Annotated in this window: 23 protein-coding genes and 1 other annotated feature; of the genes, 20 read left to right on the top strand and 3 right to left on the bottom strand. The window is 54.8% G+C overall.

Annotation, left to right across the window (positions count from 1 at the left end; all coding sequences use genetic code 11):
• Window positions 1–43: 43 nt before the first annotated feature.
• The 12 genes from ftsZ to ileS all read left to right on the top strand — a co-directional run bounded on the left by ftsZ (window position 44) and on the right by ileS (window position 11,810).
• Window positions 44–1,186 (top strand): cell division protein FtsZ, encoded by a 1,143-nt coding sequence (gene ftsZ / locus KXG62_RS04060; RefSeq protein ID WP_218090629.1) that lies wholly within the window; start codon window positions 44–46, stop codon window positions 1,184–1,186.
• 236 nt (window positions 1,187–1,422) lie between these two features.
• Window positions 1,423–2,325 (top strand): sigma-E processing peptidase SpoIIGA, encoded by a 903-nt coding sequence (gene spoIIGA, locus KXG62_RS04055; protein ID WP_218090726.1) that lies wholly within the window; start codon window positions 1,423–1,425, stop codon window positions 2,323–2,325.
• 71 nt (window positions 2,326–2,396) lie between these two features.
• Window positions 2,397–3,119: an RNA polymerase sporulation sigma factor SigE gene (sigE, locus tag KXG62_RS04050; protein ID WP_218090628.1), complete on the top strand. Its 723-nt coding sequence runs from the start codon at window positions 2,397–2,399 to the stop codon at window positions 3,117–3,119.
• A gap of 173 nt (window positions 3,120–3,292) precedes the next feature.
• Window positions 3,293–4,075 (top strand): RNA polymerase sporulation sigma factor SigG, encoded by a 783-nt coding sequence (gene sigG / locus KXG62_RS04045; protein WP_218090627.1) that lies wholly within the window; start codon window positions 3,293–3,295, stop codon window positions 4,073–4,075.
• Window positions 4,076–4,261: 186 nt separating this feature from the next.
• Window positions 4,262–4,567, top strand: coding sequence for a YlmC/YmxH family sporulation protein (locus KXG62_RS04040; protein WP_218090626.1), 306 nt, complete (start codon window positions 4,262–4,264; stop codon window positions 4,565–4,567).
• 106 nt (window positions 4,568–4,673) lie between these two features.
• Window positions 4,674–5,534 (top strand): peptidoglycan editing factor PgeF, encoded by an 861-nt coding sequence (pgeF, locus tag KXG62_RS04035; protein WP_218090625.1) that lies wholly within the window; start codon window positions 4,674–4,676, stop codon window positions 5,532–5,534.
• Between the two features lie 52 nt (window positions 5,535–5,586).
• Window positions 5,587–6,276, top strand: a complete 690-nt coding sequence (locus KXG62_RS04030; RefSeq protein ID WP_218090624.1) for a YggS family pyridoxal phosphate-dependent enzyme — start codon at window positions 5,587–5,589, stop codon at window positions 6,274–6,276.
• A gap of 64 nt (window positions 6,277–6,340) precedes the next feature.
• The gene (locus tag KXG62_RS04025; protein WP_218090623.1) at window positions 6,341–6,775 is read left to right on the top strand and encodes a cell division protein SepF; all 435 of its coding nucleotides are present in this window, start codon (window positions 6,341–6,343) and stop codon (window positions 6,773–6,775) included.
• A 34-nt stretch (window positions 6,776–6,809) separates the two neighbouring features.
• Window positions 6,810–7,079, top strand: coding sequence for a YggT family protein (locus KXG62_RS04020; RefSeq protein WP_218090622.1), 270 nt, complete (start codon window positions 6,810–6,812; stop codon window positions 7,077–7,079).
• A gap of 26 nt (window positions 7,080–7,105) precedes the next feature.
• Window positions 7,106–7,888 carry a YlmH family RNA-binding protein gene (locus KXG62_RS04015; RefSeq protein WP_218090621.1) on the top strand — a complete coding sequence of 261 codons (783 nt, stop codon included), beginning with the start codon at window positions 7,106–7,108 and terminating at the stop codon, window positions 7,886–7,888.
• A gap of 115 nt (window positions 7,889–8,003) precedes the next feature.
• Complete coding sequence (locus KXG62_RS04010; protein WP_218090620.1) at window positions 8,004–8,483, top strand: DivIVA domain-containing protein; 480 nt, start codon at window positions 8,004–8,006, stop codon at window positions 8,481–8,483.
• Between the two features lie 197 nt (window positions 8,484–8,680).
• Window positions 8,681–8,971 (top strand) — a binding site (T-box leader).
• Window positions 8,972–9,035: 64 nt separating this feature from the next.
• Window positions 9,036–11,810, top strand: a complete 2,775-nt coding sequence (ileS, locus tag KXG62_RS04005; RefSeq protein ID WP_218090619.1) for an isoleucine--tRNA ligase — start codon at window positions 9,036–9,038, stop codon at window positions 11,808–11,810.
• A 78-nt stretch (window positions 11,811–11,888) separates the two neighbouring features.
• On the opposite strand, the gene KXG62_RS04000 is transcribed toward ileS, so the two are convergent.
• Window positions 11,889–12,650, bottom strand: coding sequence for a TraR/DksA C4-type zinc finger protein (locus KXG62_RS04000; RefSeq protein ID WP_246627279.1), 762 nt, complete (start codon window positions 12,648–12,650; stop codon window positions 11,889–11,891).
• Window positions 12,651–12,761: 111 nt separating this feature from the next.
• Here KXG62_RS04000 and lspA point away from each other — a divergent pair, with 111 nt between their 5' ends.
• The 3 genes from lspA to KXG62_RS03985 are packed head-to-tail and all read left to right on the top strand — an operon-like array spanning window position 12,762 to window position 15,438.
• Entirely contained in the window at window positions 12,762–13,289 is a 528-nt protein-coding gene (gene lspA, locus KXG62_RS03995) for a signal peptidase II (RefSeq protein WP_218090617.1), read from the top strand.
• Entirely contained in the window at window positions 13,286–14,254 is a 969-nt protein-coding gene (locus KXG62_RS03990; protein ID WP_218090616.1) for an RluA family pseudouridine synthase, read from the top strand. Before lspA ends, KXG62_RS03990 begins: the two co-directional genes overlap by 4 nt.
• A gap of 14 nt (window positions 14,255–14,268) precedes the next feature.
• Entirely contained in the window at window positions 14,269–15,438 is a 1,170-nt protein-coding gene (locus KXG62_RS03985; protein ID WP_218090615.1) for an aminotransferase A, read from the top strand.
• A gap of 184 nt (window positions 15,439–15,622) precedes the next feature.
• Here KXG62_RS03985 and KXG62_RS03980 read toward each other — a convergent pair whose 3' ends face one another.
• Together KXG62_RS03980 and dapD are read right to left on the bottom strand one after the other, a co-directional pair.
• Complete coding sequence (locus KXG62_RS03980; RefSeq protein ID WP_218090614.1) at window positions 15,623–16,759, bottom strand: N-acetyldiaminopimelate deacetylase; 1,137 nt, start codon at window positions 16,757–16,759, stop codon at window positions 15,623–15,625.
• A gap of 120 nt (window positions 16,760–16,879) precedes the next feature.
• Window positions 16,880–17,593 carry a 2,3,4,5-tetrahydropyridine-2,6-dicarboxylate N-acetyltransferase gene (dapD, locus tag KXG62_RS03975; protein ID WP_218090613.1) on the bottom strand — a complete coding sequence of 238 codons (714 nt, stop codon included), beginning with the start codon at window positions 17,591–17,593 and terminating at the stop codon, window positions 16,880–16,882.
• 538 nt (window positions 17,594–18,131) lie between these two features.
• Between dapD and pyrR the strand changes: the two genes are divergently transcribed.
• The 5 genes from pyrR (at window position 18,132) to carB (ending at window position 25,445) form a co-directional block, all read left to right on the top strand.
• Window positions 18,132–18,698, top strand: coding sequence for a bifunctional pyr operon transcriptional regulator/uracil phosphoribosyltransferase PyrR (pyrR, locus tag KXG62_RS03970; protein WP_218090612.1), 567 nt, complete (start codon window positions 18,132–18,134; stop codon window positions 18,696–18,698).
• Window positions 18,695–19,603 carry an aspartate carbamoyltransferase catalytic subunit gene (locus KXG62_RS03965; protein WP_218090611.1) on the top strand — a complete coding sequence of 303 codons (909 nt, stop codon included), beginning with the start codon at window positions 18,695–18,697 and terminating at the stop codon, window positions 19,601–19,603. The genes pyrR and KXG62_RS03965 overlap by 4 nt, the downstream gene beginning before the upstream one ends.
• 75 nt (window positions 19,604–19,678) lie before the next feature.
• Window positions 19,679–20,956, top strand: coding sequence for a dihydroorotase (locus KXG62_RS03960; RefSeq protein WP_218090610.1), 1,278 nt, complete (start codon window positions 19,679–19,681; stop codon window positions 20,954–20,956).
• Window positions 20,957–21,064: 108 nt separating this feature from the next.
• Window positions 21,065–22,243, top strand: a complete 1,179-nt coding sequence (carA, locus tag KXG62_RS03955) for a glutamine-hydrolyzing carbamoyl-phosphate synthase small subunit (protein ID WP_218090609.1) — start codon at window positions 21,065–21,067, stop codon at window positions 22,241–22,243.
• Entirely contained in the window at window positions 22,230–25,445 is a 3,216-nt protein-coding gene (carB, locus tag KXG62_RS03950) for a carbamoyl-phosphate synthase large subunit (protein WP_218090608.1), read from the top strand. Before carA ends, carB begins: the two co-directional genes overlap by 14 nt.
• The last annotated feature ends 32 nt before the right edge of the window (window positions 25,446–25,477 follow it).

The following is a 25,477-nucleotide window of genomic DNA, read 5'->3' as shown; positions in this document are numbered from 1 at the left end:
CAGGCTGCTTTAGGCATAGCCGAATGAGGGGGAAGACGCTCAAATGTTTGAAATCGATATGGACATGGACCATTTAGCAAAAATAAAAGTCATTGGCGTAGGCGGGGGCGGCAGCAATGCCGTCAACCGGATGATCGACAACGGCGTGAAGGGCGTAGAGTTCATTACGGTGAACACGGATGCCCAGGCGCTGCACTATGCCAAAGCGGAACAAAAGCTGCAGATCGGCGACAAAATGACGCGCGGTCTCGGCGCCGGAGCCAATCCGGAGGTAGGCAAGAAAGCGGCGGAAGAATCCCGCGACCTGATCGTAAATACGCTCAAAGGCTCCGACATGGTTTTCGTTACGGCCGGTATGGGCGGCGGTACGGGAACGGGAGCGGCTCCGGTCATCGCGGAGATCGCCAAAGAATGCGGCGCACTGACGGTAGGGGTTGTCACCCGTCCGTTCACATTCGAAGGCCGCAAGCGTCAAATGCAGGCTGAGCAGGGGATTGCTGCGCTCAAAGAGAAAGTGGACACGCTGATCGTTATTCCCAACGACCGATTGCTCGAAATCGTCGACAAGAAAACGCCGATGCTGGAAGCGTTCCGCGAAGCGGACAACGTGCTGCGTCAAGGCGTTCAAGGCATTTCCGACCTTATTGCGGTGCCGGGTCTCATTAACCTCGACTTCGCCGACGTCAAGACGATTATGACCGAGCGCGGCTCGGCCCTGATGGGCATTGGCATCGCGACGGGAGAGAATCGCGCGGCGGAAGCGGCGAAGAAGGCGATTTCGTCCCCGCTGCTGGAGACGTCCATCGACGGAGCGCGCGGCGTACTGATGAACATTACAGGCGGCATTAACCTGTCCCTCTATGAAGTGAACGAAGCGGCCGATATTGTCGCGTCTGCTTGCGATCTCGAAGTGAACATGATCTTCGGCGCGGTCATCGACGAATCGCTGAAAGACGAAATTCAAGTGACCGTCATCGCGACGGGCTTCGAATATAAAGCAGCTCCGCAACCGGGAGCGCGCAAGCCGGGAGGCAACAGTACCCCTACAAACGCTGCGCATCCACAGAACGATTCTTCCGATTCGCGGTTGAACAACCTTCGCCCTTTTGGCGGGCAAAGCTCGAATGATCAGCTCGACATTCCGGCGTTTTTGCGCAATCGCAACCGCAACAACTTCGACAAGTAATTTCTCCGCTACAATCAACTGAGCCGCCTCCTTTCTCGCAAAGGAGGCGGTTTTTTCGCGTTCCCATGCTGCTCCAAGACCGGAGGGAAGCTTGTGGAGCCTTTCTTCCAACTACCCCCATCCGACAAAAATAGTCTCTTGTAATCGGCATGTTTAGACAGACTTTGAAATATATTTGCTATATACTTGTCTCAATCAAGCCGAGCGAGACGAGAGAGAGGCGGGTGGAACGGAAAATGGTCGTCTATCTCGATATCATTTTCCTGTTCAACGTGCTGATCGACGGGATGCTGCTGTGGACGACCGCCTGGTCGCGAAAAATCCGCTACCGCTATTGGCGGCTCGCGCTATCCGCAATCATAGGCGGCAGCTACGCCATTTTTCTTTTTTTTCCGCCGCTTTCCTTTCTGTACACGTTTGCCGTCAAATTTCTGCTTTCGCTGCTCATGCTGCTAACGGCATTCGGCTACGGAGGACTGCAGCACTTTTTGCGGAATGTGGGCGTGTTTTACCTCATTAATTTCATTGCGGCCGGCGCTGTGCTCAGCGTCGCGTATTTCTGGCAGTCATCCGGTGAAGTCGTAAGCGGCATATTGTTCAGCCGGGATATGAAGGTGACGCTGCCGATGCTCGTATTCTCGATTCCTTTTGCCGTATGGGTATACCGCCAAGTCATATCCGGGCTGAAGCGCAAGCAGGAGCTGTCAGTCTTCATGGCAAAAGTGGACGTGCATATCGACGCATTCGCTTCGAGCTGCGTAGGCTTGATCGATACCGGCAATCAGCTGTACGATCCGCTGACCCGAACGCCCGTCATGGTGATGGAGGCCGGTCAGTGGGGAGAACACATCCCGGAAGCATGGATGAACAAAATACGCCGTTCCGAGGTGGATCAGCTGGTGTCTGCGATCGGGACGGAGCCTTTTATATGGCAGGACCGGCTGAGGCTGGTTCCTTATCGGGGGGTGAACCGGAGTACGCAATTTATGCTGGCGATCAAACCGGATCGGGTCGTCATTACGACGGACGGCAAACAGATCGAAGCGAGTAAAGTGCTGATCGGGCTCGACGGCGGCCGGCTTAGCTCTGATAACGCTTACCAGGCAATTATTCATCCGTCATTGCTGCAATTGGAATAAGGGTCTGTCGGCACATGGCACGGACAGGCGATCCAGCATAAATCTCATTGGTGAACGGGAGGATGCTCAATATGCTAGTGAAATGGAAGCTCATACTGCAAATTTATTATTTCCGTCTTTTGCTGCTGCTCGGGCTCAAAGGAGAAGAGATTTACTACATCGGAGGAAGCGAAGCGCTGCCGCCCCCGCTCACCCGCGAAGAGGAAGAATATTTGCTGGAGAAGCTTCCGTCGGGAGACGCGGCGATCCGCGCCATATTGATTGAGCGCAATCTGCGTCTGGTCGTCTATATCGCCCGTAAATTCGAGAACACTGGTATCAACATCGAGGATCTCGTCTCGATCGGCGCGATCGGGCTCATTAAAGCAGTCAATACGTTCGATCCCGAGAAAAAAATCAAGCTGGCGACGTATGCCTCGCGCTGCATCGAGAACGAAATTCTCATGTACCTGCGCCGCAACAGCAAAATCCGTACCGAAGTATCCTTCGATGAGCCGCTCAATATCGACTGGGACGGCAACGAGCTGTTGCTCTCCGACGTGCTCGGCACCGAGAATGATACAATCTACCGTAATATTGAGGAGCAGGTGGACCGGAAGCTGCTGCATAAGGCATTGGATAAGCTGTCTGAGCGGGAGCGGATCATTATGGAGCTGCGCTTCGGGCTGCAGGATGGCGAGGAGAAGACGCAGAAGGACGTCGCCGATATGCTCGGGATCTCGCAATCCTACATCTCCCGGCTGGAAAAACGCATTATCAAGCGACTCCGCAAGGAATTCAATAAAATGGTATGAAATGGTAAAAAATCTTTTTTTATGTCGAATGTAAGCGAAAACGGGCTTGTCCTGACTGGATTTAGCCCGTTTTTTATGTCGGTTGGGGTCGTACCCGCTCGACAGCGACGCGCATAAAAAAACATTCCGAGGAGATAATTAACAGTAATGTTTCTCCTTGGGAGGTAATCACGGTGACCCGAAACAAAGTCGAAATATGCGGCGTCGATACGGCAAAGCTACCGGTTTTGACCAATGCGGAAATGCGTGAACTGTTCGTTGATTTGCAAACGAAGAATGAGCGGTCTGCAAGAGAGAAATTAGTCAACGGCAACCTCAGGCTCGTCCTGAGCGTCATTCAGCGGTTCAACAACCGCGGGGAATTTGTCGACGACCTGTTTCAAGTCGGATGTATCGGACTGATGAAGGCCATAGATAATTTTGATTTAAGCCAAAACGTGAAATTCTCCACGTACGCCGTGCCGATGATTATCGGGGAGATCCGCCGGTATTTGCGCGACAACAACCCGATTCGCGTTTCCCGTTCGCTTCGCGATATCGCCTACAAGGCGCTGCAGGTGCGGGATCAACTGACGAACCAGAACTCGCGCGAGCCGACGATTTATGAAATTTCCGAAGCGCTGAACGTACCGAAAGAAGACGTCGTATTCGCGCTTGATGCGATTCAGGATCCGGTTTCGCTGTTCGAGCCGATCTATCATGACGGCGGCGATCCGATCTATGTGATGGATCAAATCAGCGACGACCGTAACAAGGACGTCTCGTGGATCGAAGGCATTGCCCTTCGGGAGGCAATGCGCAAGCTCAATGACCGGGAGAAAATGATATTGTCGATGCGTTTTTTCGACGGGAAGACGCAGATGGAAGTGGCGGACGAGATCGGCATTTCGCAAGCGCAAGTATCCCGGCTGGAGAAGTCGGCCATCTCGCAAATGCAGAAGCATGTAAAAAATTAAGCCTTGTGCTGACGGGCATATACGGTATGATGACGAAGACCTGAACCGCCAGAAGCGGACAGGTCTTTTTAAATCATTAGGAAAGTTTCTTCCGCTGCATGGACATTTTGCTGGGCTCCCACATATAGTATAAAAAAGGGCGCAGGCAGGAACGCCCAATCCATGAGAATACGTGGTGGTTGCAGCGTGAAAATATCGGATTTTCAAACCAAAGACGTGATCAATATCGTGGACGGCAAAAAATTGGGGCAAGTGAGCGATCTGGAGCTGGATTTGCGGGGCGGCCGGATCGAAGCGATCGTGGTGCCGAATTCGACCCGCTTCTTCGGGCTGTTCGGGGGGACGACCGAAGTCGTTATTCCTTGGAAAAATATCGTCAAAATCGGAATGGACGTCGTCCTTGTCAAACTGGATGATTTGCGAACGTATCGTCCGCAAGATGAAAACGACCCGTCTTATGAATACAACAACAACCGGCCTTACCGCGCTTAAGCAGCGCCGGCCGGAGACAACGAGAGCAGCCCGTGACGGACGCGGATGCTCTTTTTTTTCGCTTAGTGTATACTTAAAGGATGATACCGGGAGGGGAGCGCAAACGATGGAACCATTCGCGAAGCAAGCAGCCGGGAACGGCAGCGTTACGTTACCTATAGCATTATGGTCGGAACGGTACCCGCAGCTGTCCGCCGGATTTACGAGCCGGATCGGCGGCGTCAGCGGCGAGCCGTTCGGCAGCCTCAACTGCGGCCTCCACGTCGGCGACGATCCCGCAGCGGTGGTAACCAACCGGCGGCGATTGGCGGATGCGCTGGGCATCCCGTTCGCTGCTTCGACCTATGCCGAGCAAGTGCACGGCAAAGAGATTCAAGTTGTCAGCCGTTCGCTGCGCGGGGCAGGCAATGATTCGCGCGACAAGGCGCTGCAGGCGAAGGACGGATTCGTCACGAACGAGCCGGGCGTATTTTTGTTTGCGCAGTTCGCCGATTGCGTGCCGCTGTATTTTTACGACCCGATTCGACGTGCGGTGGGGCTGGCCCATGCCGGCTGGAAGGGGACGGTGCTGCAAATCGCTCAAGCGACGCTGGAGACGATGGGCGCGGCGTATGGTACGAAACCGAGGGATGTGATTGCGGCGATCGGGCCATCGATCGGGGCATGCTGCTACGAAGTGGACGATGCGGTCATTTCCCGTGTCGACAAGCTGCTGCCTGAGCTTCATGGCCTCGGAGGCGGAGCGGAAGGAGTGGTGGCTGTCTACGAGCGCAAATCGGAAGGAAAATACAACTTGAACTTGCAACAATTAAACCGACAAATTATGATAAAAGCAGGAATTTTGCCGTCGCATATCGAAATAACAGGTTTATGCACAAGCTGCCGGACCGATTTGTTTTTTTCGCATCGTAAAGAAAACGGCAAAACCGGGCGGATGGCTGCCTGGATCGGATTGAAGGAACAGTAGGGAACGGCCGGTACGATACTCGGCCGTGCCGCATGATGAGGTGAACGTAAGATTGGCTACAACGCTGAAAGAACGCATACAAGAGGTTGAAACGAAGGTGGCGGATGCATGCCGCCGGGCGGGCCGCAGCCGCGACGAAGTCGAGCTGATCGCCGTCACGAAATACGTATCGCTGGCAACGACCGGAGAAGTGTTCAGGCAAGGGCTCTCGCATGTCGGAGAGAACCGCTGGCAGGATGCGCAGCCCAAATGGGAGACGTTCGGCAGCGAAGGGACATGGCACTTTATCGGCCATCTTCAGACGAATAAAGTAAAGGACGTCGTAGGCAAATTCGCCTACATTCATTCGTTGGACAGGCTGTCGCTTGCAAAGGAAATCGATAAAAAGGCCGCTCAGCTCGGACTCGCCGTGAACTGCTTCATCCAGCTCAACGTGTCCGGGGAAGAGTCGAAATACGGATTGGCGCCGGAAGCGCTGCTGCCGTTTGCCGAATCGATCCGCGATCTGAAGCATATTCGCGTCGTCGGCTTAATGACGATGGCGCCTTACGAAGCGGAGCCGGAATCGACACGGCCGGTGTTCCGGGGGCTGCGCGAGTGGCGTGACCGATTGAACGAAGCGGCGATTCTGGACTATAAAGTGCCGCATTTATCGATGGGCATGTCGAACGATTTTGAAGTGGCGATCGAAGAGGGCGCAACGTGGGCGCGTCTAGGCTCGATATTGGTGGGTAAAGAATAAGCAGGAAAGCTCTCGGCATGTCTTTTTACGATATGAATTGGAAAGCTGCAGAGGAGGAGAGGGAATGGGCGTCATGAATAAATTCATGAATTTTTTGGGCTTGCAGGAAGAAGAAGAGGTCGTCGAGCGCGAACGAGATCGCGAGCGCGCAGCCGAGCCGCAGGAGGAATTTGAAACCCCATTCGCGGAGACGCGTAAGAATAAGGGAAACATCGTTAGCATACATTCACAAAAGAATGTCCGAGTCGTGCTAAACGAACCGCGTTCGTACGACGAAACGCAGGAAATTGCCGACCATTTGCGTTCGCGCCGGCCCGTCGTGGTCAATCTTCACCGGGTGCGTCCCGATCACGCGACGCGAATTGTCGATTTTTTGAGCGGCACCGTCTACGCTTTGAACGGTTCGATTTCCAAGATCGGTCCGAATATTTTTTTGTGTACCCCGGATACCGTTGAAATTCACGGCTCGATCTCGGAAATAATGAATCAAGAGAGCTAGCGACTATTACTTTGAGAACGAGGTGAGCTTCAGCTTGTACTCCATCGAAAGTTATATCCTTACACTGGTCAACATTTATCAATATGTGATTATTGCCTATGTTCTGCTGTCATGGCTGCCGAGCGCAAGAGAGAGCTTTATCGGCGAAATGCTGGGCAAGCTGTGCGAACCGTATCTTGGCGTATTCCGCCGGTTTATCCCGCCGATCGCGGGCATGATCGACATTTCGCCGATCGTTGCGCTGATCGCGCTGCGTTTTGTGGGCATGGGTATTATTGCAGTGCTTGAGTTTTTTATCCCTTAAGTTAAGCTGAATGCAGGTGAACCGTTTTGACGAACGAGCATATTTACGCGCACTTCCACCCGGATGAGAGCCGGTTTGTCGATAAGGCGGTCGAATGGGTGGAGCGGGCGGAGCAGCACACGGTCAAGCTTACGGATTTCCTGGACCCGCGGCAAGCGCACATTCTCGCGACGATCATCAATCGGAGCCAGGATGTGCAGGTTCGGCTGGAGGGCGGGCATCCGCAGGCGGAACGCAGAAGAGCGCTCATTGCGCCGGATTACCGGGTGCTGGACGAAGAAGACATGGGCATCTCCCTGATTAACGTCACTTCGCTGGACGATAAGCTGAAAGATCTGGATCATGGCGATTATATGGGAGCGATTCTTGCGCTCGGTATCAAGCGGGACAAGATCGGGGACATTTACCCGCGCGAGGATGGCTGCCACTTTCTAGTGGCGAACGAGGTTGCCGATTATATGCGGCTCCATCTGAATCAGGTGCATCGGGTGCATGTGCAGACGGAGCAGTTGCCGCTGAGCGGACTGGAAGCGACGGAGACGAAGCTGGAGGAATTGCATTTGACGGTGGCTTCGCTGCGATTGGATGGAATCGCGAGCGATGCGTACCGGTTGAGCCGGGCCAAAGTGCTTGTTCCGATCAAGGCCGGACGCTGCAAGGTCAACTGGAAGCAGGAAGAGGACCCCAGCAAGCCGCTGAAAGAAGGCGACGTCGTATCGCTGCAAGGGTTCGGCCGTTTTAAAGTGCTGGAGATCGAAGGGTTGACAAAAAAAGGGAGATATCGACTGAAAATCGGCAAATATGCGTAATTGCCGATTTTTTTGTTTGGCATTGCAGGAATATAAGCGGCCTTGTCGAATATAGCAATTACATATCTTGGAGAAAAACGCCAGCTCGTTTGTCAAATTTGCAGGAGGTGCAGCAATGGCATTAACACCGCTCGATATACATAACAAAGAATTCAGCAGATCGTTTCGGGGATACGACGAAGATGACGTGAACGAATTTCTCGATCAGGTCATCAAAGACTACGAATCGCTGATCCGCGAGAATAAAGAGCAACAAAATCAGCTTGCTGCAATCCAAGAGCGGTTGGACCACTTTTCCAATATCGAGGAAACGCTGAGCAAGACGATCATTATCGCTCAGGAAGCGGCAGATGAAGTGAGGTCGAATGCGAAGAAGGAAGCGCAGCTGATTCTGAAGGAAGCCGAGAAGAACGCCGATCGGATCATCAACGAGTCGCTGGCCAAATCGCGCAAAATCGCCTTGGAGATCGAGGAGCTTAAGAAGCAGGCTTCGATTTATCGCACGCGCTTCCGCACGCTGATCGAAGCGCAGCTCGAACTGCTCGGCAATGAAGACTGGAGCTCGCTGGAACGGGTAGAAGTGGAGCAGCCTTAAGCTTGCAGGAGGCGGACGATTCAGAGCACGGGTTCGATCAGTAACCGCTGCATTATGCTTTGAAAGAGACAGTGATGCTTTCGGACGAGCCGTCCGTCCGATTCGGACAGGGGAATGCGATTAACCGAGCGCCGCCGCAGCCGCGCAGAGTTGACGCAAAGCATAATTTTCGCTATACTCCTGTATAAGTTCACATGATGAAAACGATGATTGGGAAGAGTACTTTGCAACGGCTATTGTCAGCGAACCGGGGATTTGGTGCGAGCCCGGGCTGTGGCGGCGAAGGAAAATCACCCGGGAGCATCGCTCGAACCTGGTCGCAACGGGGACAGAGGTATGGAAGCTGTCAGTTGTCGACATGAAGGCAGTAAAGCAGATCGGTTGATCCCGTTATCGATCGCCAGAGCGAAGACATCTGGAGCGGCGTACAGGACGCCGGCGTCCATTGTCTTAATCAGGGTGGTACCGCGAGACTTCTCGTCCCTACTTAGGGATAAGAGGTCTTTTTTGATGTTTGAATGGATCAGGATGAAGACAGGGAGTGCGATGAACATGGATTATGGCAAAACATTGAACCTGCTGCAGACGGATTTTCCGATGCGCGGCAACTTGCCGCAGGCGGAACCGAAAATGCAGCTGCAATGGGAAGAACAGGATATTTACAAACTTGTGCAGGAGAGCCGGAAAGGCAAGCCGAAATTTATTTTGCATGACGGCCCCCCTTACGCCAACGGCGACATTCATATCGGTCACGCGCTGAATAAAATATTGAAAGATATTATCGTTCGCCATAAAACGATGCAGGGCTACGACGCGCCTTACGTTCCGGGCTGGGACACGCACGGGCTGCCGATCGAGCAGGCGATCGCCAATGGCGGCAAAGTCGACCGTAAAAAAATGAGCGTCACCGAGTTCCGCGATTACTGTAAGGAGTACGCACTGCAGTGGGTGGAGAAGCAGAAGAAGCAGTTCAAGCGTCTGGGCATCCGCGGCGATTGGAACAACCCGTACATTACGCTGCTGCCGAAGTACGAAGCGCAGCAAATTCGCGTATTTGGCGGCATGGTGAACAAGGGGTACATTTATAAAGGGCTGAAGCCGGTGTACTGGTCTCCTTCCTCGGAGAGCGCGCTGGCGGAAGCGGAGATCGAGTACAAGGACAAGACGTCCGCATCGATCTATGTCGCTTTCCAGGTGCAGGACGGCAAAGGCAAGCTGCCTGAGGACGCTTCGATCGTGATCTGGACGACGACGCCTTGGACGCTGCCGGCGAATCTCGGGATCAGCGTGCATCCGGACTTCGATTATGCGCTTGTCGAAGCGGCAGGGAAGAAGTATGTGCTGGCGCAAGGGCTGCTCGAAGCGGCTTCGAAGGAAATCGGCTGGACCGACGTGAAGGTGCTGTCGACGCTCAAAGGGAGCGAGCTGGAGCATGTATTGTGCCGCCACCCGTTCTACGACCGCACATCGCTGGTTATGGTCGGCGAGCACGTGACGCTCGAAGCTGGTACGGGCTGCGTTCACACCGCGCCGGGACACGGGGAAGACGACTTTATCGTGGGACAGAAGTACAATCTCGGCGTGCTGTGCCCAGTGGACAATCAGGGCCATTTCACGGCGGAAGCCCCTGGCTTCGAAGGCATGTTCTACGACAAAGCGAATAAAGTGATTACGGAAAAACTGACGGAGTCCGGCCATCTGCTGCACATGAGCTTCATTCAGCACCAATATCCGCACGACTGGCGGACGAAGAAGCCGGTTATTTTCCGGGCGACAGAGCAATGGTTCGCTTCGGTCGATAAATTCAGACAAGAGATGCTGGACGAAATCAAACGCATCAACTGGACGCCGGAGTGGGGCGAAATTCGTCTGCACAATATGATCGCCGATCGCGGAGACTGGTGTATTTCACGTCAGCGGGCATGGGGCGTGCCGATTCCGATCTTCTACTGCCGCAGCTGCAACGAGCCGGTTGCCACGCAGGAAACGATTGAGCATGTCGCTTCGATTTTTGAGCAGGAAGGGTCCAATGCCTGGTTTGAAAAAGACGCGAAGGACCTGCTGCCGGCGAATACGGTTTGTCCGAAATGCGGACATGACCATTTCCGAAAAGAAACGGACATCATGGACGTCTGGTTCGATTCAGGCTCCAGCCATGTGGCTGTGCTGGAAACGCGCGACGAGCTGCAATGGCCGGCCGATCTGTACCTGGAAGGCTCCGACCAATACCGCGGCTGGTATAACTCTTCGCTTATTACAGGCGTAGCGGTAAAAGGAACTTCGCCGTACAAAGGCATTTTGAGTCACGGCTTCACCTTGGACGGCGAAGGCCGCAAAATGTCCAAATCGCTGGGCAATACGGTCGATCCGAATCAAGTATGCGATAAGCTTGGCGCCGACATTCTTCGCCTGTGGGTATCTTCGGTGGATTATCAGTCCGACGTGCGGATTTCGGATAACATTTTGAGCCAGATTACGGAAGTATACCGGAAAATCCGCAACACGCTGCGCTTTTTGCTCGGCAACTTGTCCGACTTCGATCCGGCTCAAGATCGTGTAGCGGCTGCGCAGATGAGCGAGCTTGACCGGTTTGCGCTGCTGCGTCTGCATCGGATGATCGATCGGGTCGGGAAAGCGTACGACAACTATGAATTCCATGTCGTCTATCAAGCGGTGCATCATTTCTGCGCCGTAGAGATGAGCGCGTTTTATCTGGATATACTGAAAGACCGCTTGTACGCAAGCGTACCGAACGACCCGGCCCGCCGCGCGGCGCAAACGGTACTGTACGATGCGCTGACGGCGATCACGAAGCTGATTGCTCCGATATTGCCGCATACAGCCGACGAAGTGTGGAAATACATTCCGGGCGTGCAGCTGCCGACCGTGCAAGTAGCGGAACTGCCTGCCGTCGATGCTTCGCTGTTCGACGAGAAGCTGGAAGCGAAGTGGGAGCAATTTATCGAGCTTCGCGACGATGTGCTGAAGGCGCTTGAGGAAGCGCGCAAAGAGAAGCTGATCGGCAACTCGCTGAGCGCCGCCGTCCATCTGTATCCAAACGCGGATACGGCGGAACTGCTCAAAGGCTTTGAGCAGCTCGACCAGCTGTTCATCGTGTCGGCGGTGACCGTTCATGAAGCGGGTGCTGCGGCACCGGAAGGCGCAAGCAAGTTCAAGGGCGCTTCCGTGAAAGTGACCGTCGCAGAAGGCGAGAAGTGCGAGCGCTGCTGGATTGTTACGCCGGAAGTCGGGCATGACGAAGCGCATTCGACCTTGTGCAAACGCTGTGCCGGCGTGATCAAGTCGGGAGCCGTTGCGGGGGCATAACGAAGGCAATAACGTTCAAAAAAAACAACGAGCCGTTCCGTCCGGATCAACCGTCCGGAGCCGCTCGTTGTTGCTGCTTTAATCGTAGCTGTCTTCGGCTAGCATGTCAGGCTCCAGCAGTCCGTCGCCTTCGCCGTTTTGCATATAATGCTTATACGCTTGATTACGTACGACGGTTACCTGCTGGCCGTAAATGTCGGTGGCCAGGAAGCTCTCGTAGGCTTCCACATAGCCTTCGTTCTCATCCGGTTCAATTTCCATTTCGTTGTAGTTGCTCGACTTGTTCGGGTTCTCGGCCATCGCCGGGGAGTTGGACGTCCCCCAGCTTTCGACGATTTGCCAGGCATCTTCGCCGTCGAACTGATTTTGCTCCGGAAGCTCGTCCAGGCTGGTGCGGCCGAACGGAGGGGCCAGGATGGTTTCTTCGACCGGACGCCGTTCCGATACATGCGGATCCGGCACATGCTCCACGCAATAAGCGGCCGTCGGCATCGCTTCGAGCCGCTCGAACGAGATAGCCTTGCCGCAGGTGCGGCAAACCCCGTAATCGCCGGATTCGATGCGCTGAAGCGCTTCGTTGATGTCGGTCAGATGGCGTTCCGCGTTTTCGTTCAAGGCAATATCTTTTTCCCGTTCGAACATCTCGGAGCCGAGATCGGCGGGGTGGTTATCATAGGCGGACAGTTCGCCTGTGGTGTCGCGCAGTGATTGTTCCAATCCATCGTTATTACCGGAGTCGAAGTGGGCATCAAGCCACTGCTTCTCATCGCGAAGCTTTCCGGCAAGCTGCTGAAGCTGTTCGGGTGTAAGCGTGCTTTGGTTAACCGGACGGTTCGTCAAAAACGGACGCCTCCTTTTTGTCAATCGCATGTGCTTGTATTTTTAACGGATCCGACTGTTTTTAGCTGAGGAAAATCCTTGAATCGTAGAAACGCGTAAGGAGTTGTTAGCTTGAGATATTACATTTACGCTTTGATCGTTCTGGTGCTGGATCAAGTAACCAAATGGATGATCGTAAACCGGCTGATGATCGGCGAGTCGCGATCCGTCATCGGCGAATTTTTTCAAATCACGTCTCACCGGAACCGCGGCGCCGCCTTCGGCATTTTGCAAAACCAGCGATGGTTTTTCATTGTCGTTACGATTGCCGTTGCGGTCGGGATCATCTGGTATTTGCAGAAGACGATGAAAGAGCGCAAAAAGCTGCTTCCTTTCGCTTTGAGCCTGCTGCTGGGCGGAGCGCTTGGCAATTTTATCGATCGCGCCTTATTCGGCGAAGTGGTTGACTTTCTGCAGTTCCGCTTTCAATTCAACTGGTTCGGCACGCCGGTCGATTACACGTTCGCCATCTTCAATCTGGCCGATGCCTCGATATGTATCGGGGTAGCGCTCATTTTCATTGACTCGTTCATCAGCTGGCGCCGCGAAACTAGGCAAAATAAACAAACAACGCTGGAAAGCGGGGACGCACAATCATGAGTTTCACAGATCGGGAAATGGAATTGCAGGATGAGCAGGACAATCAAGAACGTTATGAGTGGGTGATCGCGGCGGAGGAAGCGGGGGAACGGATCGATAAATTTATGGCCGAATCGCTCGACGACTCCATTTCCCGCACACAAATTCAGCAGTGGATCAAAGACGGATGCGTTACGGTGAACGATCGTACGGTGAAGCCGAATTACAAGCTGTCCGAAGAGGATCGGTTGATTCTGGACATGCCGGAGCCCGAGCTGTTGGAGCTGACGGCGGAGCCGATCCCGCTTGACGTAGTGTACGAAGATGCGGATGTCATCGTAGTCAATAAGCCGCGCGGCCTCGTCGTTCACCCGGCGCCCGGACATTATAGCGGCACGCTGGTCAATGCGCTGATGTACCATTGCCAAGATTTATCGGGCATTAACGGCGTCGTGCGGCCGGGCATCGTGCATCGGATCGATAAAGACACGTCGGGGCTGCTGATGGCTGCCAAGAACGATAAGGCGCATCAATCGCTGAGCGAGCAGTTGAAGGAACATTCCGTTAACAGAAAATATATTGCACTCGTGCATGGAAACGTACCGCATGACAACGGCACGATCGACGCGCCGATCGGACGCGATCCGAAAGACCGTAAATTGTTCACGGTAACGGATAAAAACAGCAAGCATGCGGTTACGCACTTCGTCGTATTGGAACGGTTCGGCGATTATACGCTGGTGGAACTGAAGCTGGAAACCGGCAGAACGCATCAAATCCGGGTGCACATGAAATTTATCGGCCACCCGCTGGTCGGCGATCCGCAATACGGTCCGGCTAAAAATAAAGGCGTTGCGATGGAAGGACAAGCACTGCACGCGGCCGCGCTCGGGTTCGAGCATCCGCGGACCGGCGAGCTCCTCCAGTTCGAAGCGCCGCTGCCCGACGATATGGTGCGGCTGCTGGAAGTTTTAAAAACAAGATAAGGACGATGAAACCCATGGGGAACGAGCCGCTTACGCATTTGATCAATCCGCAGGTGAAAGACATTCAAATTTCGGGCATCCGCAAAATTTCCAATTTGGTGAGCACGTACAAGGATGCGATCACGCTGACGATTGGCCAGCCGGATTTTCCGACGCCGGACCATATTCTGCGCGCCGCGGAGCAGGCGGTCGCCGATCACCGGACGACCTATACGCCGAATCCCGGACTGCCTGAGCTCAGGCAGGCGGTATCCGAATTCGTGCAGCGTAAATACGGTCAAACTTACAGCGCGGCCAATGAGATTATCGTCACGACCGGGGCAAGCCAAGCGCTCGATATTACGCTGCGGACGATTTTGACCGAAGGGGCCGAGGTGATCCTTCCCGGCCCGATCTATCCGGGTTATGAGCCGCTTGTTCGGCTTTGCGGCGGTGTTCCGGTCTATGTCGATACGCGGGACAACGGCTTCAAGCTGACGGCGGAGCTGCTCGAGCCGCACTTGACGGAGCGCACGCGCTGCATCATTTTGTGCTACCCGTCCAACCCGACAGGCCGGGTCATGACAGAATCGGAGCTTGCCGATATGGCGCAGCTGCTGGAACACCGCGATGTGTTCGTCATTTCCGACGAAATTTATAGCGAGCTGATCTATGATGCGCCGCATCGATCGATCGCTTTGCTTCCGGGCATGCGGGAGAAGACGATCGTCATCAACGGATTATCCAAATCCCACTCGATGACGGGCTGGCGCATCGGCTTTACGCTCGCTCCGGCTTATATATCCGAGCATATGGTCAAAGTGCATCAGTATAATGTCACATGCGCGAGCTCGATTAGCCAGTATGCGGCAATCGAAGCACTCACGAACGGGATCGACGACGCGCTTCCGATGAAAGCGGAATATGTGAAGCGGAGAGATTTCGTCTACGATCGGCTGGTCGGCATGGGGTTTGAGCTTGCGAAACCGGAAGGCGCCTTTTATTTGTTCCCTTCGATTCAGCGCTTCGGCCTTTCTTCGATGGAATTTACGATGAAGCTGCTGGAGCAGCAGCGGGTCGCCGTCGTGCCGGGCGATGCCTTTTCTACGTACGGCGAAGGCTACATCCGCATCTCGTATGCCTACGGGATGGACGTGCTGGAGCGAGCGATGGATAAAATGGAAGCGTTCGTGAAAGCACTGTAGGATGCAATATTCGTGAAGGGTTGCCATATATAATGATAAAAAAGGCTCGCTGCTTTGAACGGCACTTATCGGTGCTTGGATCGAAGCGGCGAGCTTTTGTGATTGTTATTGTTATTCCGAAGTGTGTAGCCGCGGACAGAGGCCGGTAGGAATGGCAGTACGATTGCCGAACGGGCATTATGGCTTACTCAGATGCCCTGAAGCCAATATACTGTGTCATTAACGAAATCGCGACTTCGATGGCCGCTTCGTCCGGTTCGATCTTGGCATGATGCAAGCCGTATGGCGTATTCACGCCAAGCCAGAACATAAACCCGGGCACTTTCTCCAGAAAATAACCGAAGTCTTCGCCAGTCATCGCTTCGGTACATTCGATCAGCGTTACGTTATTCGTCGAACGGACCCAATCCATAAACTGCGCGGTTACTTCATGGGCGTTGTAGACTTGGCGATAATTCGCCCCATAATCGATCTCCGCCTTGCACTGGAACCCTGCTTCGATCCCTTGAACGAGCGCTTCGATCCGCGTTTTGACGAGCGTCATGGTATCGGATGATAGCGTACGGATTGTCCCTTCGAGCCTCGCTTTTTCCGCGATAATGTTCTGCTTCGTGCCGCCCGTTATTTTACCGATGGTAATGACGGAGGAATCCAACGGATTCACATTGCGGGAAATAACGGTCTGCAGCTGACCGACGAGCTGGCAGGCGGCGACAATCATATCATTGGCGTGATGCGGGAACGCGGCATGTCCGCCTTTGCCTTTCAAATCGATGAACAGCTCGGACGTATTGGCGAATAGAATGCCCGGCTTGGTTGCGATCGTGCCAACCGGATACTCCGGTGCAATATGTAGACCGAATATTTCGTCTGGCATCCAATCTTGCAATTCCTCGCTGTGAAGCATCGGCTCGGCGCCGCCCGGCCCTTCTTCCGCCGGTTGGAAGATGAAGGTCAGATCGTCGCGGATCGGATGATGGGCGAAGTGGGTCAAGATGCCAAGGCCGATCGTCATGTGAAGGTCATGCCCGCAAGCATGCATAAATCCCGGGTGCGTCGATGGGAACGAATAACCGGTTTCCTCGGCAATCGGAAGGCCGTCCATATCGGCGCGATATCCATACCGCCGCTGCGGTGCGGTTCCTTTGACATTCACGAGAATGCCGGTGCGCCAGGTGCGGACCTCAAGGCGGGTCTGCGGCAAAGACGCGATGTAATCAAGCAGGTAACGCTGCGTCTTGAATTCTTCAAAACCGGGCTCGGGAATTTGATGAAGATCCCGGCGTATTTGCACGAATCGGTCGGATGTAACGGCGGTCATAAGTGACATAAGCCTCCTTGATGGCAATAAGCTAATGGCAATAAGCTAACGGTCATAAGCTAACGGTCATAATCTAATAGAAAGGCTCGGCGTCTGATCGCCGAGCCGTTTCTGTATCGATTACAGGGTACGAAGGTCTTTCAAAATTTCGGTCTTGGACTTCGTCTTGTCGTCGACCTTCTTGATGATGCGGGCAGGGGTACCTGCGACAACCGTATATTCCGGCACGTCTTCCACAACGACGGCGCCAGCGGCTACAACGGAGCCTTTGCCTACGCGCACGCCTTCAAGAATAACGGCATTCGCGCCTACAAGCACGTCGTCTTCGATCACTACCGGCTGTGCGGAAGGCGGCTCGATTACGCCTGCCAGCACAGCGCCTGCGCCGATGTGGCACATGCTGCCGACTTTTACGCGGCCGCCGATGACGACGCCCATGTCGATCATCGTGCCTGCGCCGATCGAAGCGCCGATGTTGATGACCGCGCCCATCATGATAATCGCATTGTCGCCGATGCCGACCATTTCGCGGATGACCGCGCCTGGCTCGATGCGGGCGTTAATGCCTTTGAGGTCGAGCAGCGGGATCGCCGAGTTGCGGCGGTCGTTCTCTACAACGTAGTCTTCGATTTTCGCGGAGTTTGCGTCGAGCGCCGCTTTCACGTCGGTCCATTCGCCGAACAGCACGCCGCTTTTGCCGGAGACGAACGCTTGAATCGCATCGCCGAATGCGATCGATTCCAGATCGCCCTTCACGTATACTTTAACCGGGGTTTTTTTCTTGCTTGTTTTGATGAGATTAATAACTTCTTCTGTATTCATTTCGATCGACATAAAAGAAATTCCAGCTCCTTATGTATATTGCAACTGTTACAACGCGAAGCCCGGTTGTCAGTTGTCAATAAGATTGCAACTGTTTCAACGCGGGGCCAAGTTGTCAGTTGTCAAAGATATTGCAACTGTTACAACGCGAAGCCAAGTTGTCAGTTGTCAAAGGATTGCAACTGTTACAACAGCAAAGCCGAGTTATCAGTTGGAATCAAACGTTACCTCTTTTATAGCATAAAACGACCGCCTCTAGCAATCCTCGTCCGGTTCCCCAGCGCGCCTATTGACAGACTATGTCGAAAGTGGGATAATAATTTCAATTACATAGCACCTTTAAATAACAGTCCCGTGAGGCTGGCAAGGTGAACGTTGAGTAGAGGAGGTCTACCTCAGGCTGGTGGCAGGATAAGCCATAGCTGGATCTGAGGTAAGGTGACCTTCTGCTCGTGTACGCAAACCTTGTCTAAACAGGCAAGGTTTTTTTTATGCCTCACGACCAAAACACGGAACGCAAGCGACCCCAACGTATAGGAGGCTGCGCTAGATGCAAACCGAGCATGTATTAATGGATGAGACCGCCATACGGCGGGCGCTGACCCGGATTGCTCACGAAATATTGGAGCGCAACAAAGGCTTCGAGAACTGCATGCTAATCGGAATCCGAACGCGGGGCATCTACTTGGCGAATCGGGTGGCCGAACGCATTCAGGACATCGAAGGCGTGCCTGCCCCGGTAGGCGAGATCGACATTACGAAGTATCGGGATGACCGCAGCGCGGAAGCGGCGCTTGCGGGAAGCGGGGAAGAGGCCGCCGGGCTCCTCGAAGACAGACTGCAGGTGCAGAACAAGAAGCTGATCTTGTTCGACGATGTGCTATATACCGGAAGAACGGTCCGGGCAGCCATGGATGCGCTGATGGACCTCGGGCGTCCGCAGATGATTCAGCTCGCGGTGCTGATCGACCGGGGACATCGGGAATTGCCGATTCGGCCGGATTATGTCGGCAAAAACATTCCGACTTCGCGGCTCGAAAGCATCGAGGTTCAATTGGATGAAGTGGACGGGACCGACCAGGTGATCATAAAAGGGCAGAGGAGGCCAAACGAATGAGCGGACTTCAAGTTCATACGGATAAACACTTGCTTGGCACCAAAGACTTGAGCGAACAAGAAATTACGTCGATTTTGGATCGGGCGGCATATTGGGAGCAGTACCCGGTAAAAGTATCGAACCACCTGCAAGGGCGTTTTGTAGCAAACATGTTTTTTGAAAACAGCACAAGAACGCGGTTTTCCTTTGAAGTCGCAGAAAAGCGGCTCGGCGCGGAAGTGCTGAACTTTTCGGCGGCCGTCTCCAGCGTACAAAAAGGAGAATCGATTTACGATACGGTGCGGACGCTCGAGTCGATGGGTATCGACGCCGGTGTGATCCGTATGAAGCCGAACGGCCTGCTGGCCGAACTGGCGCAAAAGATCAAAGTGCCGCTGATCAACGCGGGCGACGGCAACAACGAGCACCCGACGCAGGCGCTGCTCGACTTGTATACGATGCGCAAGCAGTTTGGACATATTCGAGGGCTCCATGTAGTGATCATCGGCGATGTGCAGCACAGCCGCGTAGCGCGCTCGAATCTGTGGGCGCTGCGGACGCTCGGCGCGAAAGTAAGCTTCTGCTCGCCGCCGGGCATGCAGGCGCCGGAGCTGGCCGAGTATGCCTCCTACATTTCGATGGAGGAAGCGCTGAAAGCCGACGTCGTCATGATGCTGCGCGTGCAGCTCGAACGACACGAAGGAACGCTGTTCGGCTCGGCGGAGGAATACCGCGCGTCGTACGGCCTCACGGTAGAAAGGGCTGAACGGATGGCGCCGCATGCCATCATTATGCACCCGGCACCGGTGAACCGGGACGTGGAGATCGACGATGAGCTGGTGGAGTCGCCGAAGTCGAGAATTTTCCCGCAAATGGGACACGGCGTTCCGATTCGGATGGCGGTCATTGAACGGGCGCTGAGCTAAGAAGCGTTAGCGCATCCGGTTAGAAACGGTAAAACGGCAAAATGATATAGATGAAGAAAAGAAGCGGAGGGCCTCATGGGAATTTGGATTCTTAACGCAGCAGTTGTAACCGCAGATAACACGCAAACGACAAAGCATATACTCGTAGAAGGCGGCATCATCGAAAAAATCGCAGAAGGCGCCGCGCCCGATACGGCAGGCCATACCGCGATCGACGCGCAAGGCAAGCTTCTGACGCCGGGGCTGATCGATATGCACGTGCATTTGCGCGAGCCGGGCTTCGAGCATAAAGAAACGATAGCGACCGGGACGCGTTCTGCGGCGCGCGGCGGGTTTACGACCATCGCCTGCATGCCGAACACACGGCCGGTCATCGATACGGTAGAAACGGTAAAATACGTGCTGGACAAAGCCGAGACGGAAGGCATCGTTCGCGTGCTGCCCTACGGCTGCATTACGAAAAACGAGCTCGGCCGCGAGCTTACCGATTTTGACGCGCTCAAAGCGGCGGGAGTCATCGGGTATACCGACGACGGCGTCGGCGTGCAAAGCGCGCAAATGATGAAAGACGCGATGGCCAAAGCCGCGTCGATCGGTATGCCGATCATCGCGCACTGCGAAGACAATACGCTGGTGGAAGGCGCCGCGGTATCCGAAGGCGAATTCGCCCGTAAGAACGGACTCAAGGGGATTCCGAACGAGTCCGAAGCGATTCATGTGGGACGCGACATATTGCTCGCGGAGGCGACAGGCGTCCATTATCATGTGTGCCACGTCAGCACCGAACAGTCGGTTCGGCTGATCCGTCATGCGAAGCAGTTCGGTATTAAGGTGACTGCGGAAGTGTGTCCGCATCATCTGATCTTGTCCGATGAGGACATTCCGGGAATGGACGCCAACTGGAAAATGAACCCACCGCTCCGCACACCGCGCGACGTGCAGGCTTGCATCGAAGGATTGCTCGACGGCACGATCGATATCGTCGTCACCGATCATGCGCCGCATAGCGAAGAAGAGAAGGCGCGCGGCATGGCGCTCGCGCCGTTCGGGATCGTCGGCTTCGAGACGGCCTTCCCGCTCCTGTACACGAAGTTCGTGGCAACAGGACAATGGACGCTGCAGTTCCTCGTCGACAAAATGACCAAGCTTCCGGCGGAAGTGTTCGGACTGCCTTGGGGCAAGCTTGAGGTTGGCGCGGCGGCGGACTTGACGCTCATCGATCTGGAGACGGAAAAGGCGGTCGATCCGGCCGAGTTCGCATCCAAAGGGCGGAACACGCCATTCACAGGCTGGAAGCTGAAAGGCTGGCCGGCTCTTACGATAATGGAAGGCAAGGTCGTGTGGTCGGAATAATTCGGGAATCGTTCATCATCAGGCATCAAGCAGGCCGGACATAGGGCTACGGTAGAAAAACTGGTTCGGCAGACGCGTTTGTACTAACAGCTAAGGGAGTTGAAATCGATGCAGGCAAGATTGTTGTTGGAAGACGGTACATTGTTTACCGGCAAAGCATTCGGGAGCGAAGGTAGCTCGGTAGGCGAGGTCGTTTTTAATACAGGGATTACAGGATATCAAGAGGTACTGTCCGATCCGTCCTATTGCGGACAAATCGTGACGATGACATACCCGCTGATTGGGAATTACGGCATTGCCCGCGACGATTTCGAATCGATTCGCCCCTACATTCACGGCTTCGTCGTTCGCGAACACGAAATCGTGCCGAGCAACTGGAGAGCGGAATATTCGCTGGACAGCCTGCTCAAAGAGTACGGCATCATCGGCATCAGCGGGATCGACACCCGGATGCTGACGCGCCGCATTCGTCATCATGGCGTCATGAAGGGGATTTTGACAACATCGAACGTGCGTGTGGAAGAGCTGTTGGAACAGATGAAGGCGACGCCGCTGATGATCGATCAAGTATCCCGCGTCTCCACGAAGAGCGTGTATTCGAGCCCTGGCAGCAAGGAGCGCGTCGTCCTGGTCGATTTCGGCTCCAAGAGCGGCATTCTCCGCGACTTGACCAAGCGGGGCTGCGATGTCGTGATCGTGCCGCAGGATGCGACGGCTGATCAAATCCGCCGCCTGGCGCCGGACGGCATTCTGCTGTCCAACGGCCCTGGGGACCCGAAAGATGTACCGCATGCGGCGAACATGATCGCCGAGCTGCTCGGCGAATTTCCGATCTTCGGCATCTGTCTCGGCCATCAGCTGTTCGCGCTGGCGAGCGGCGCCGATACGGAGAAGCTCAAATTCGGCCACCGCGGCGGCAACCACCCGGTGAAAGATTTGCAAACCGGCCGCTGCTACATCACTTCCCAGAACCACGGCTACACGGTAAAGGAAGAGTCCATTGCGGGTACGCAACTGGAAGTTACGCACATCAACAATAACGACCGCACGATCGAAGGGTTGCGACATAAACAACACCCGGCGTTCTCGGTTCAATATCATCCGGAAGCCGCACCGGGACCGTTCGATTCAAGCTACCTGTTCGACGATTTCCTGAGCATGATCCGCGAACACAAACAGAACAGCTCGGCTCAGCCGCGCCAGGCGCAAATCGCCGCAGCCTACCAAGCAGGCGGCGGAACGCCGGCATCCGCATCGAAAGGGGAATTGCACTATGCCGAAAAATAATACACTCAAAAAGATTCTCGTCATCGGTTCCGGTCCGATCGTCATCGGACAAGCGGCCGAGTTCGATTATGCCGGAACGCAGGCTTGCCAGGCATTGAAAGAAGAAGGCTTCGAAGTCGTACTGATCAACAGCAACCCGGCCACGATCATGACCGATACGAACATGGCGGACAAAGTATATATCGAGCCGATTACGCTCGATTTCGTCACGCAAATCATTCGTCAGGAGCGCCCGGACGGCTTGCTGCCGACGCTTGGAGGCCAAACCGGCCTGAACATGGCGGTTGAGCTTGCCCGCGCAGGCGTGCTCGAGCGCGAGAACGTGAAGCTGCTCGGAACGCAGCTGACGGCAATCGAGAAGGCGGAAGACCGCGACTTGTTCCGCGATCTGATGCGCGAGCTGGAGCAGCCGGTACCGGACAGCACGATCGTGACGACCGTACAGGAAGCCGTCGATTTTGCAAACGAAATCGGCTACCCGATCATCGTCCGTCCTGCCTATACGCTCGGCGGTACCGGCGGCGGTATTTGCGCGAACGAGGAAGAGCTGCTGGAAACCGTATCGTCCGGTATTCGCTACAGCCCGATCGGTCAATGCTTGATTGAGAAAAGCATCGCCGGCATGAAAGAAGTCGAATACGAAGTGATGCGCGACGCCAACGACAACTGTATCGTCGTATGTAACATGGAGAACTTCGATCCGGTCGGCGTACATACGGGTGACAGCATCGTTGTCGCGCCGAGCCAGACGCTCTCCGACCGCGAGTACCAAATGCTGCGTTCGGCTTCGCTCAAAATTATTCGCGCGCTGAGCATCGAAGGCGGCTGTAACGTCCAGTTCGCGCTCGATCCGCACAGCTATCAATATTATGTTATCGAAGTGAACCCGCGGGTGAGCCGCTCCTCTGCGCTCGCTTCCAAAGCGACCGGGTATCCGATCGCCAAGATGGCGGCCAAAATCGCTATCGGCTATACACTGGACGAAATCGTCAACCCGGTAACGGGTCAAACGTACGCATGCTTCGAGCCTACGCTGGATTACATCGTATCGAAAATTCCGCGTTGGCCGTTCGATAAATTTACGGCGGCAAATCGGAAGCTCGGCACACAGATGAAAGCGACCGGGGAAGTGATGGCTATCGGCCGCACGTTCGAGGAATCGATCCATAAAGCGATTCGCTCCCTCGAAATCGGCGTAAACCGGCTGTACCTGAAAGACGCTGAAGCGCTGGATCAAGAGACGCTGGAGCAGCGTCTGATCAAACCGGACGACGAGCGGATTTTCCTGATCGCCGAAGCGCTCCGCCGCGGTTATACCGTGCAGCAGCTACAAGATTTGACGAAGGTCGACTGGTGGTTCCTGCACAAGCTGGAAGGACTCATCAAGTTCGAGGCCGAGCTGCAGCAGCCGGAGCTGACGGAAGAACTGCTGTATCAGGCAAAACGCAAAGGCTTCACGGATCGCGCGATTGCCGAGCTGCGCCGCGCAGCCGATAAAGGACTGAACTTCACGCAGGAAGCGGACGTGCGTTCCTACCGTCTCAGCTTCGGACTCAAGCCGGTATACAAAATGGTAGACACGTGCGCGGCCGAGTTTGAAGCGACGACGCCTTACTATTACTCGACGTACGAAACGGAAGACGAAGTCAAAGAAACGGTCAAACAAAAGGTCGTTGTGCTTGGCTCCGGCCCAATCCGGATCGGTCAAGGGATCGAGTTCGACTACTCCACCGTACATGCGGTGTGGGCGATTCAAGCGGCCGGGTACGAAGCGGTTATCATCAACAATAACCCGGAGACCGTGTCGACGGACTTCAACACATCGGACCGTCTGTACTTCGAGCCGCTGTTCTTCGAAGATGTCATGAACGTGATCGAACGCGAGCAGCCGATCGGCGTTATCGTCCAGTTCGGCGGCCAAACGGCGATCAACCTTGCAGCTCCGCTGGCCAAAGCCGGCGTGCGCATTCTCGGAACGGATCTGGAGAACATTGACGCCGCGGAAGACCGCAAAAAGTTCGAAGTGCTGCTGCGCACACTCGATATTGCACAGCCGCCGGGCGGCACGGTCACTTCCGTCGATCAAGCGGTCGGCATGGCGGCGAACTTCGGTTATCCGGTGCTGGTGCGTCCATCTTACGTGCTTGGCGGACGCGCGATGGAAATCGTATATTCCGATGAAGAGCTGCTGAGCTACATGGAATATGCGGTGAAAATCAATCCGGAGCATCCGGTACTGATCGACCGTTACATGCTCGGTAAAGAAGTGGAAGTCGACGCGATTTGCGACAAAGATACGGTGCTCATTCCGGGCATCATGGAGCATATCGAAAGAGCCGGCGTTCACTCCGGCGACTCGATCGCGGTCTATCCGCCGCAAACCGTATCCGAAGAGATCAAGCAAAAAATTATCGACATTACGGTTAAAATCGCCAGAGGGCTGCAGGTTGTCGGTCTGGTCAACATCCAGTTCGTTATTTATAAAGACGAAGTATATGTCATCGAAGTGAATCCGCGGTCCTCGCGTACGGTTCCTTTCCTGAGCAAAGTGACCAAAATTCCGATGGCCAATGTGGCAACGCGTGTCATCATGGGCGAAACGCTGGCCGGCATGGGCTATGAAACCGGGCTGTGGCCTGAGGACAATTATGTGTCCGTAAAAGTGCCGGTATTCTCCTTCGCGAAGCTGCGCCGTGTAGACACGACGCTCGGACCGGAGATGAAATCGACCGGCGAAGTCATGGGCCGCGACAAAACGTTCGCCAAGGCGCTGTACAAAGGCTTGATCGGCTCCGGCATGAAGGTGCCGCCAACCGGTGCGATTATTGCGACAGTTGCAGACAAGGACAAAGCGGAAGCGACGGAAATCTTGCGCGGCTTCGACCGCCTGGGCTATCGCATCGTCGCTACGGGCGGAACGGCGACAGCGCTGGAAGAAGCAGGCTTGCGCGTGAACCGCGTCAACAAGCTGAGCGAAGGCTCGCCGAACATCCTTGATCTCATCCGCAACGGCGAAGCGCACTTTGTCGTCAATACGCTCACCAAAGGCAAAAAGCCGGAGCGTGACGGATTCCGCATCCGCCGTGAAGCGGTGGAGAACGGGGTCGTGTGCTTGACGAGCTTGGATACGGTCAATGCGCTGCTGCACGTGCTCGAAGCGATTTACTTCCAATCGACGCCGATGCCTGCGCATCAAGCATAACAACATCCGAATTAGCACAGTGTCTCGCGCAA

Origin of the sequence: Paenibacillus solanacearum, assembly GCF_910593845.1 — a bacterium.
In the GTDB taxonomy this organism is placed as follows: Bacteria; Bacillota; Bacilli; order Paenibacillales; family NBRC-103111; genus Paenibacillus_G; species Paenibacillus_G solanacearum.
Note: the sequence above shows the minus strand (reverse complement) of the source record. Positions and strands in the feature narration are given on the sequence as shown.

Bases quoted from the DNA above. Each gene is read 5' to 3' on its own strand.
- ftsZ (WP_218090629.1), top strand. From the start codon at position 44: ATGTTTGAAATCGATATGGACATGGACCATTTAGCAAAAATAAAAGTC.
- spoIIGA (WP_218090726.1), top strand. From the start codon at position 1,423: ATGGTCGTCTATCTCGATATCATTTTCCTGTTCAACGTGCTGATCGAC.
- sigE (WP_218090628.1), top strand. From the start codon at position 2,397: ATGCTAGTGAAATGGAAGCTCATACTGCAAATTTATTATTTCCGTCTT.
- pgeF (WP_218090625.1), top strand. From the start codon at position 4,674: ATGGAACCATTCGCGAAGCAAGCAGCCGGGAACGGCAGCGTTACGTTA.
- KXG62_RS04025 (WP_218090623.1), top strand. From the start codon at position 6,341: ATGGGCGTCATGAATAAATTCATGAATTTTTTGGGCTTGCAGGAAGAA.
- KXG62_RS04010 (WP_218090620.1), top strand. From the start codon at position 8,004: ATGGCATTAACACCGCTCGATATACATAACAAAGAATTCAGCAGATCG.
- ileS (WP_218090619.1), top strand. From the start codon at position 9,036: ATGGATTATGGCAAAACATTGAACCTGCTGCAGACGGATTTTCCGATG.
- KXG62_RS03990 (WP_218090616.1), top strand. From the start codon at position 13,286: ATGAGTTTCACAGATCGGGAAATGGAATTGCAGGATGAGCAGGACAAT.
- KXG62_RS03985 (WP_218090615.1), top strand. From the start codon at position 14,269: ATGGGGAACGAGCCGCTTACGCATTTGATCAATCCGCAGGTGAAAGAC.
- KXG62_RS03980 (WP_218090614.1), bottom strand. From the start codon at position 16,759: ATGACCGCCGTTACATCCGACCGATTCGTGCAAATACGCCGGGATCTT.
- dapD (WP_218090613.1), bottom strand. From the start codon at position 17,593: ATGTCGATCGAAATGAATACAGAAGAAGTTATTAATCTCATCAAAACA.
- pyrR (WP_218090612.1), top strand. From the start codon at position 18,132: ATGCAAACCGAGCATGTATTAATGGATGAGACCGCCATACGGCGGGCG.
- KXG62_RS03965 (WP_218090611.1), top strand. From the start codon at position 18,695: ATGAGCGGACTTCAAGTTCATACGGATAAACACTTGCTTGGCACCAAA.
- KXG62_RS03960 (WP_218090610.1), top strand. From the start codon at position 19,679: ATGGGAATTTGGATTCTTAACGCAGCAGTTGTAACCGCAGATAACACG.
- carA (WP_218090609.1), top strand. From the start codon at position 21,065: ATGCAGGCAAGATTGTTGTTGGAAGACGGTACATTGTTTACCGGCAAA.
- carB (WP_218090608.1), top strand. From the start codon at position 22,230: ATGCCGAAAAATAATACACTCAAAAAGATTCTCGTCATCGGTTCCGGT.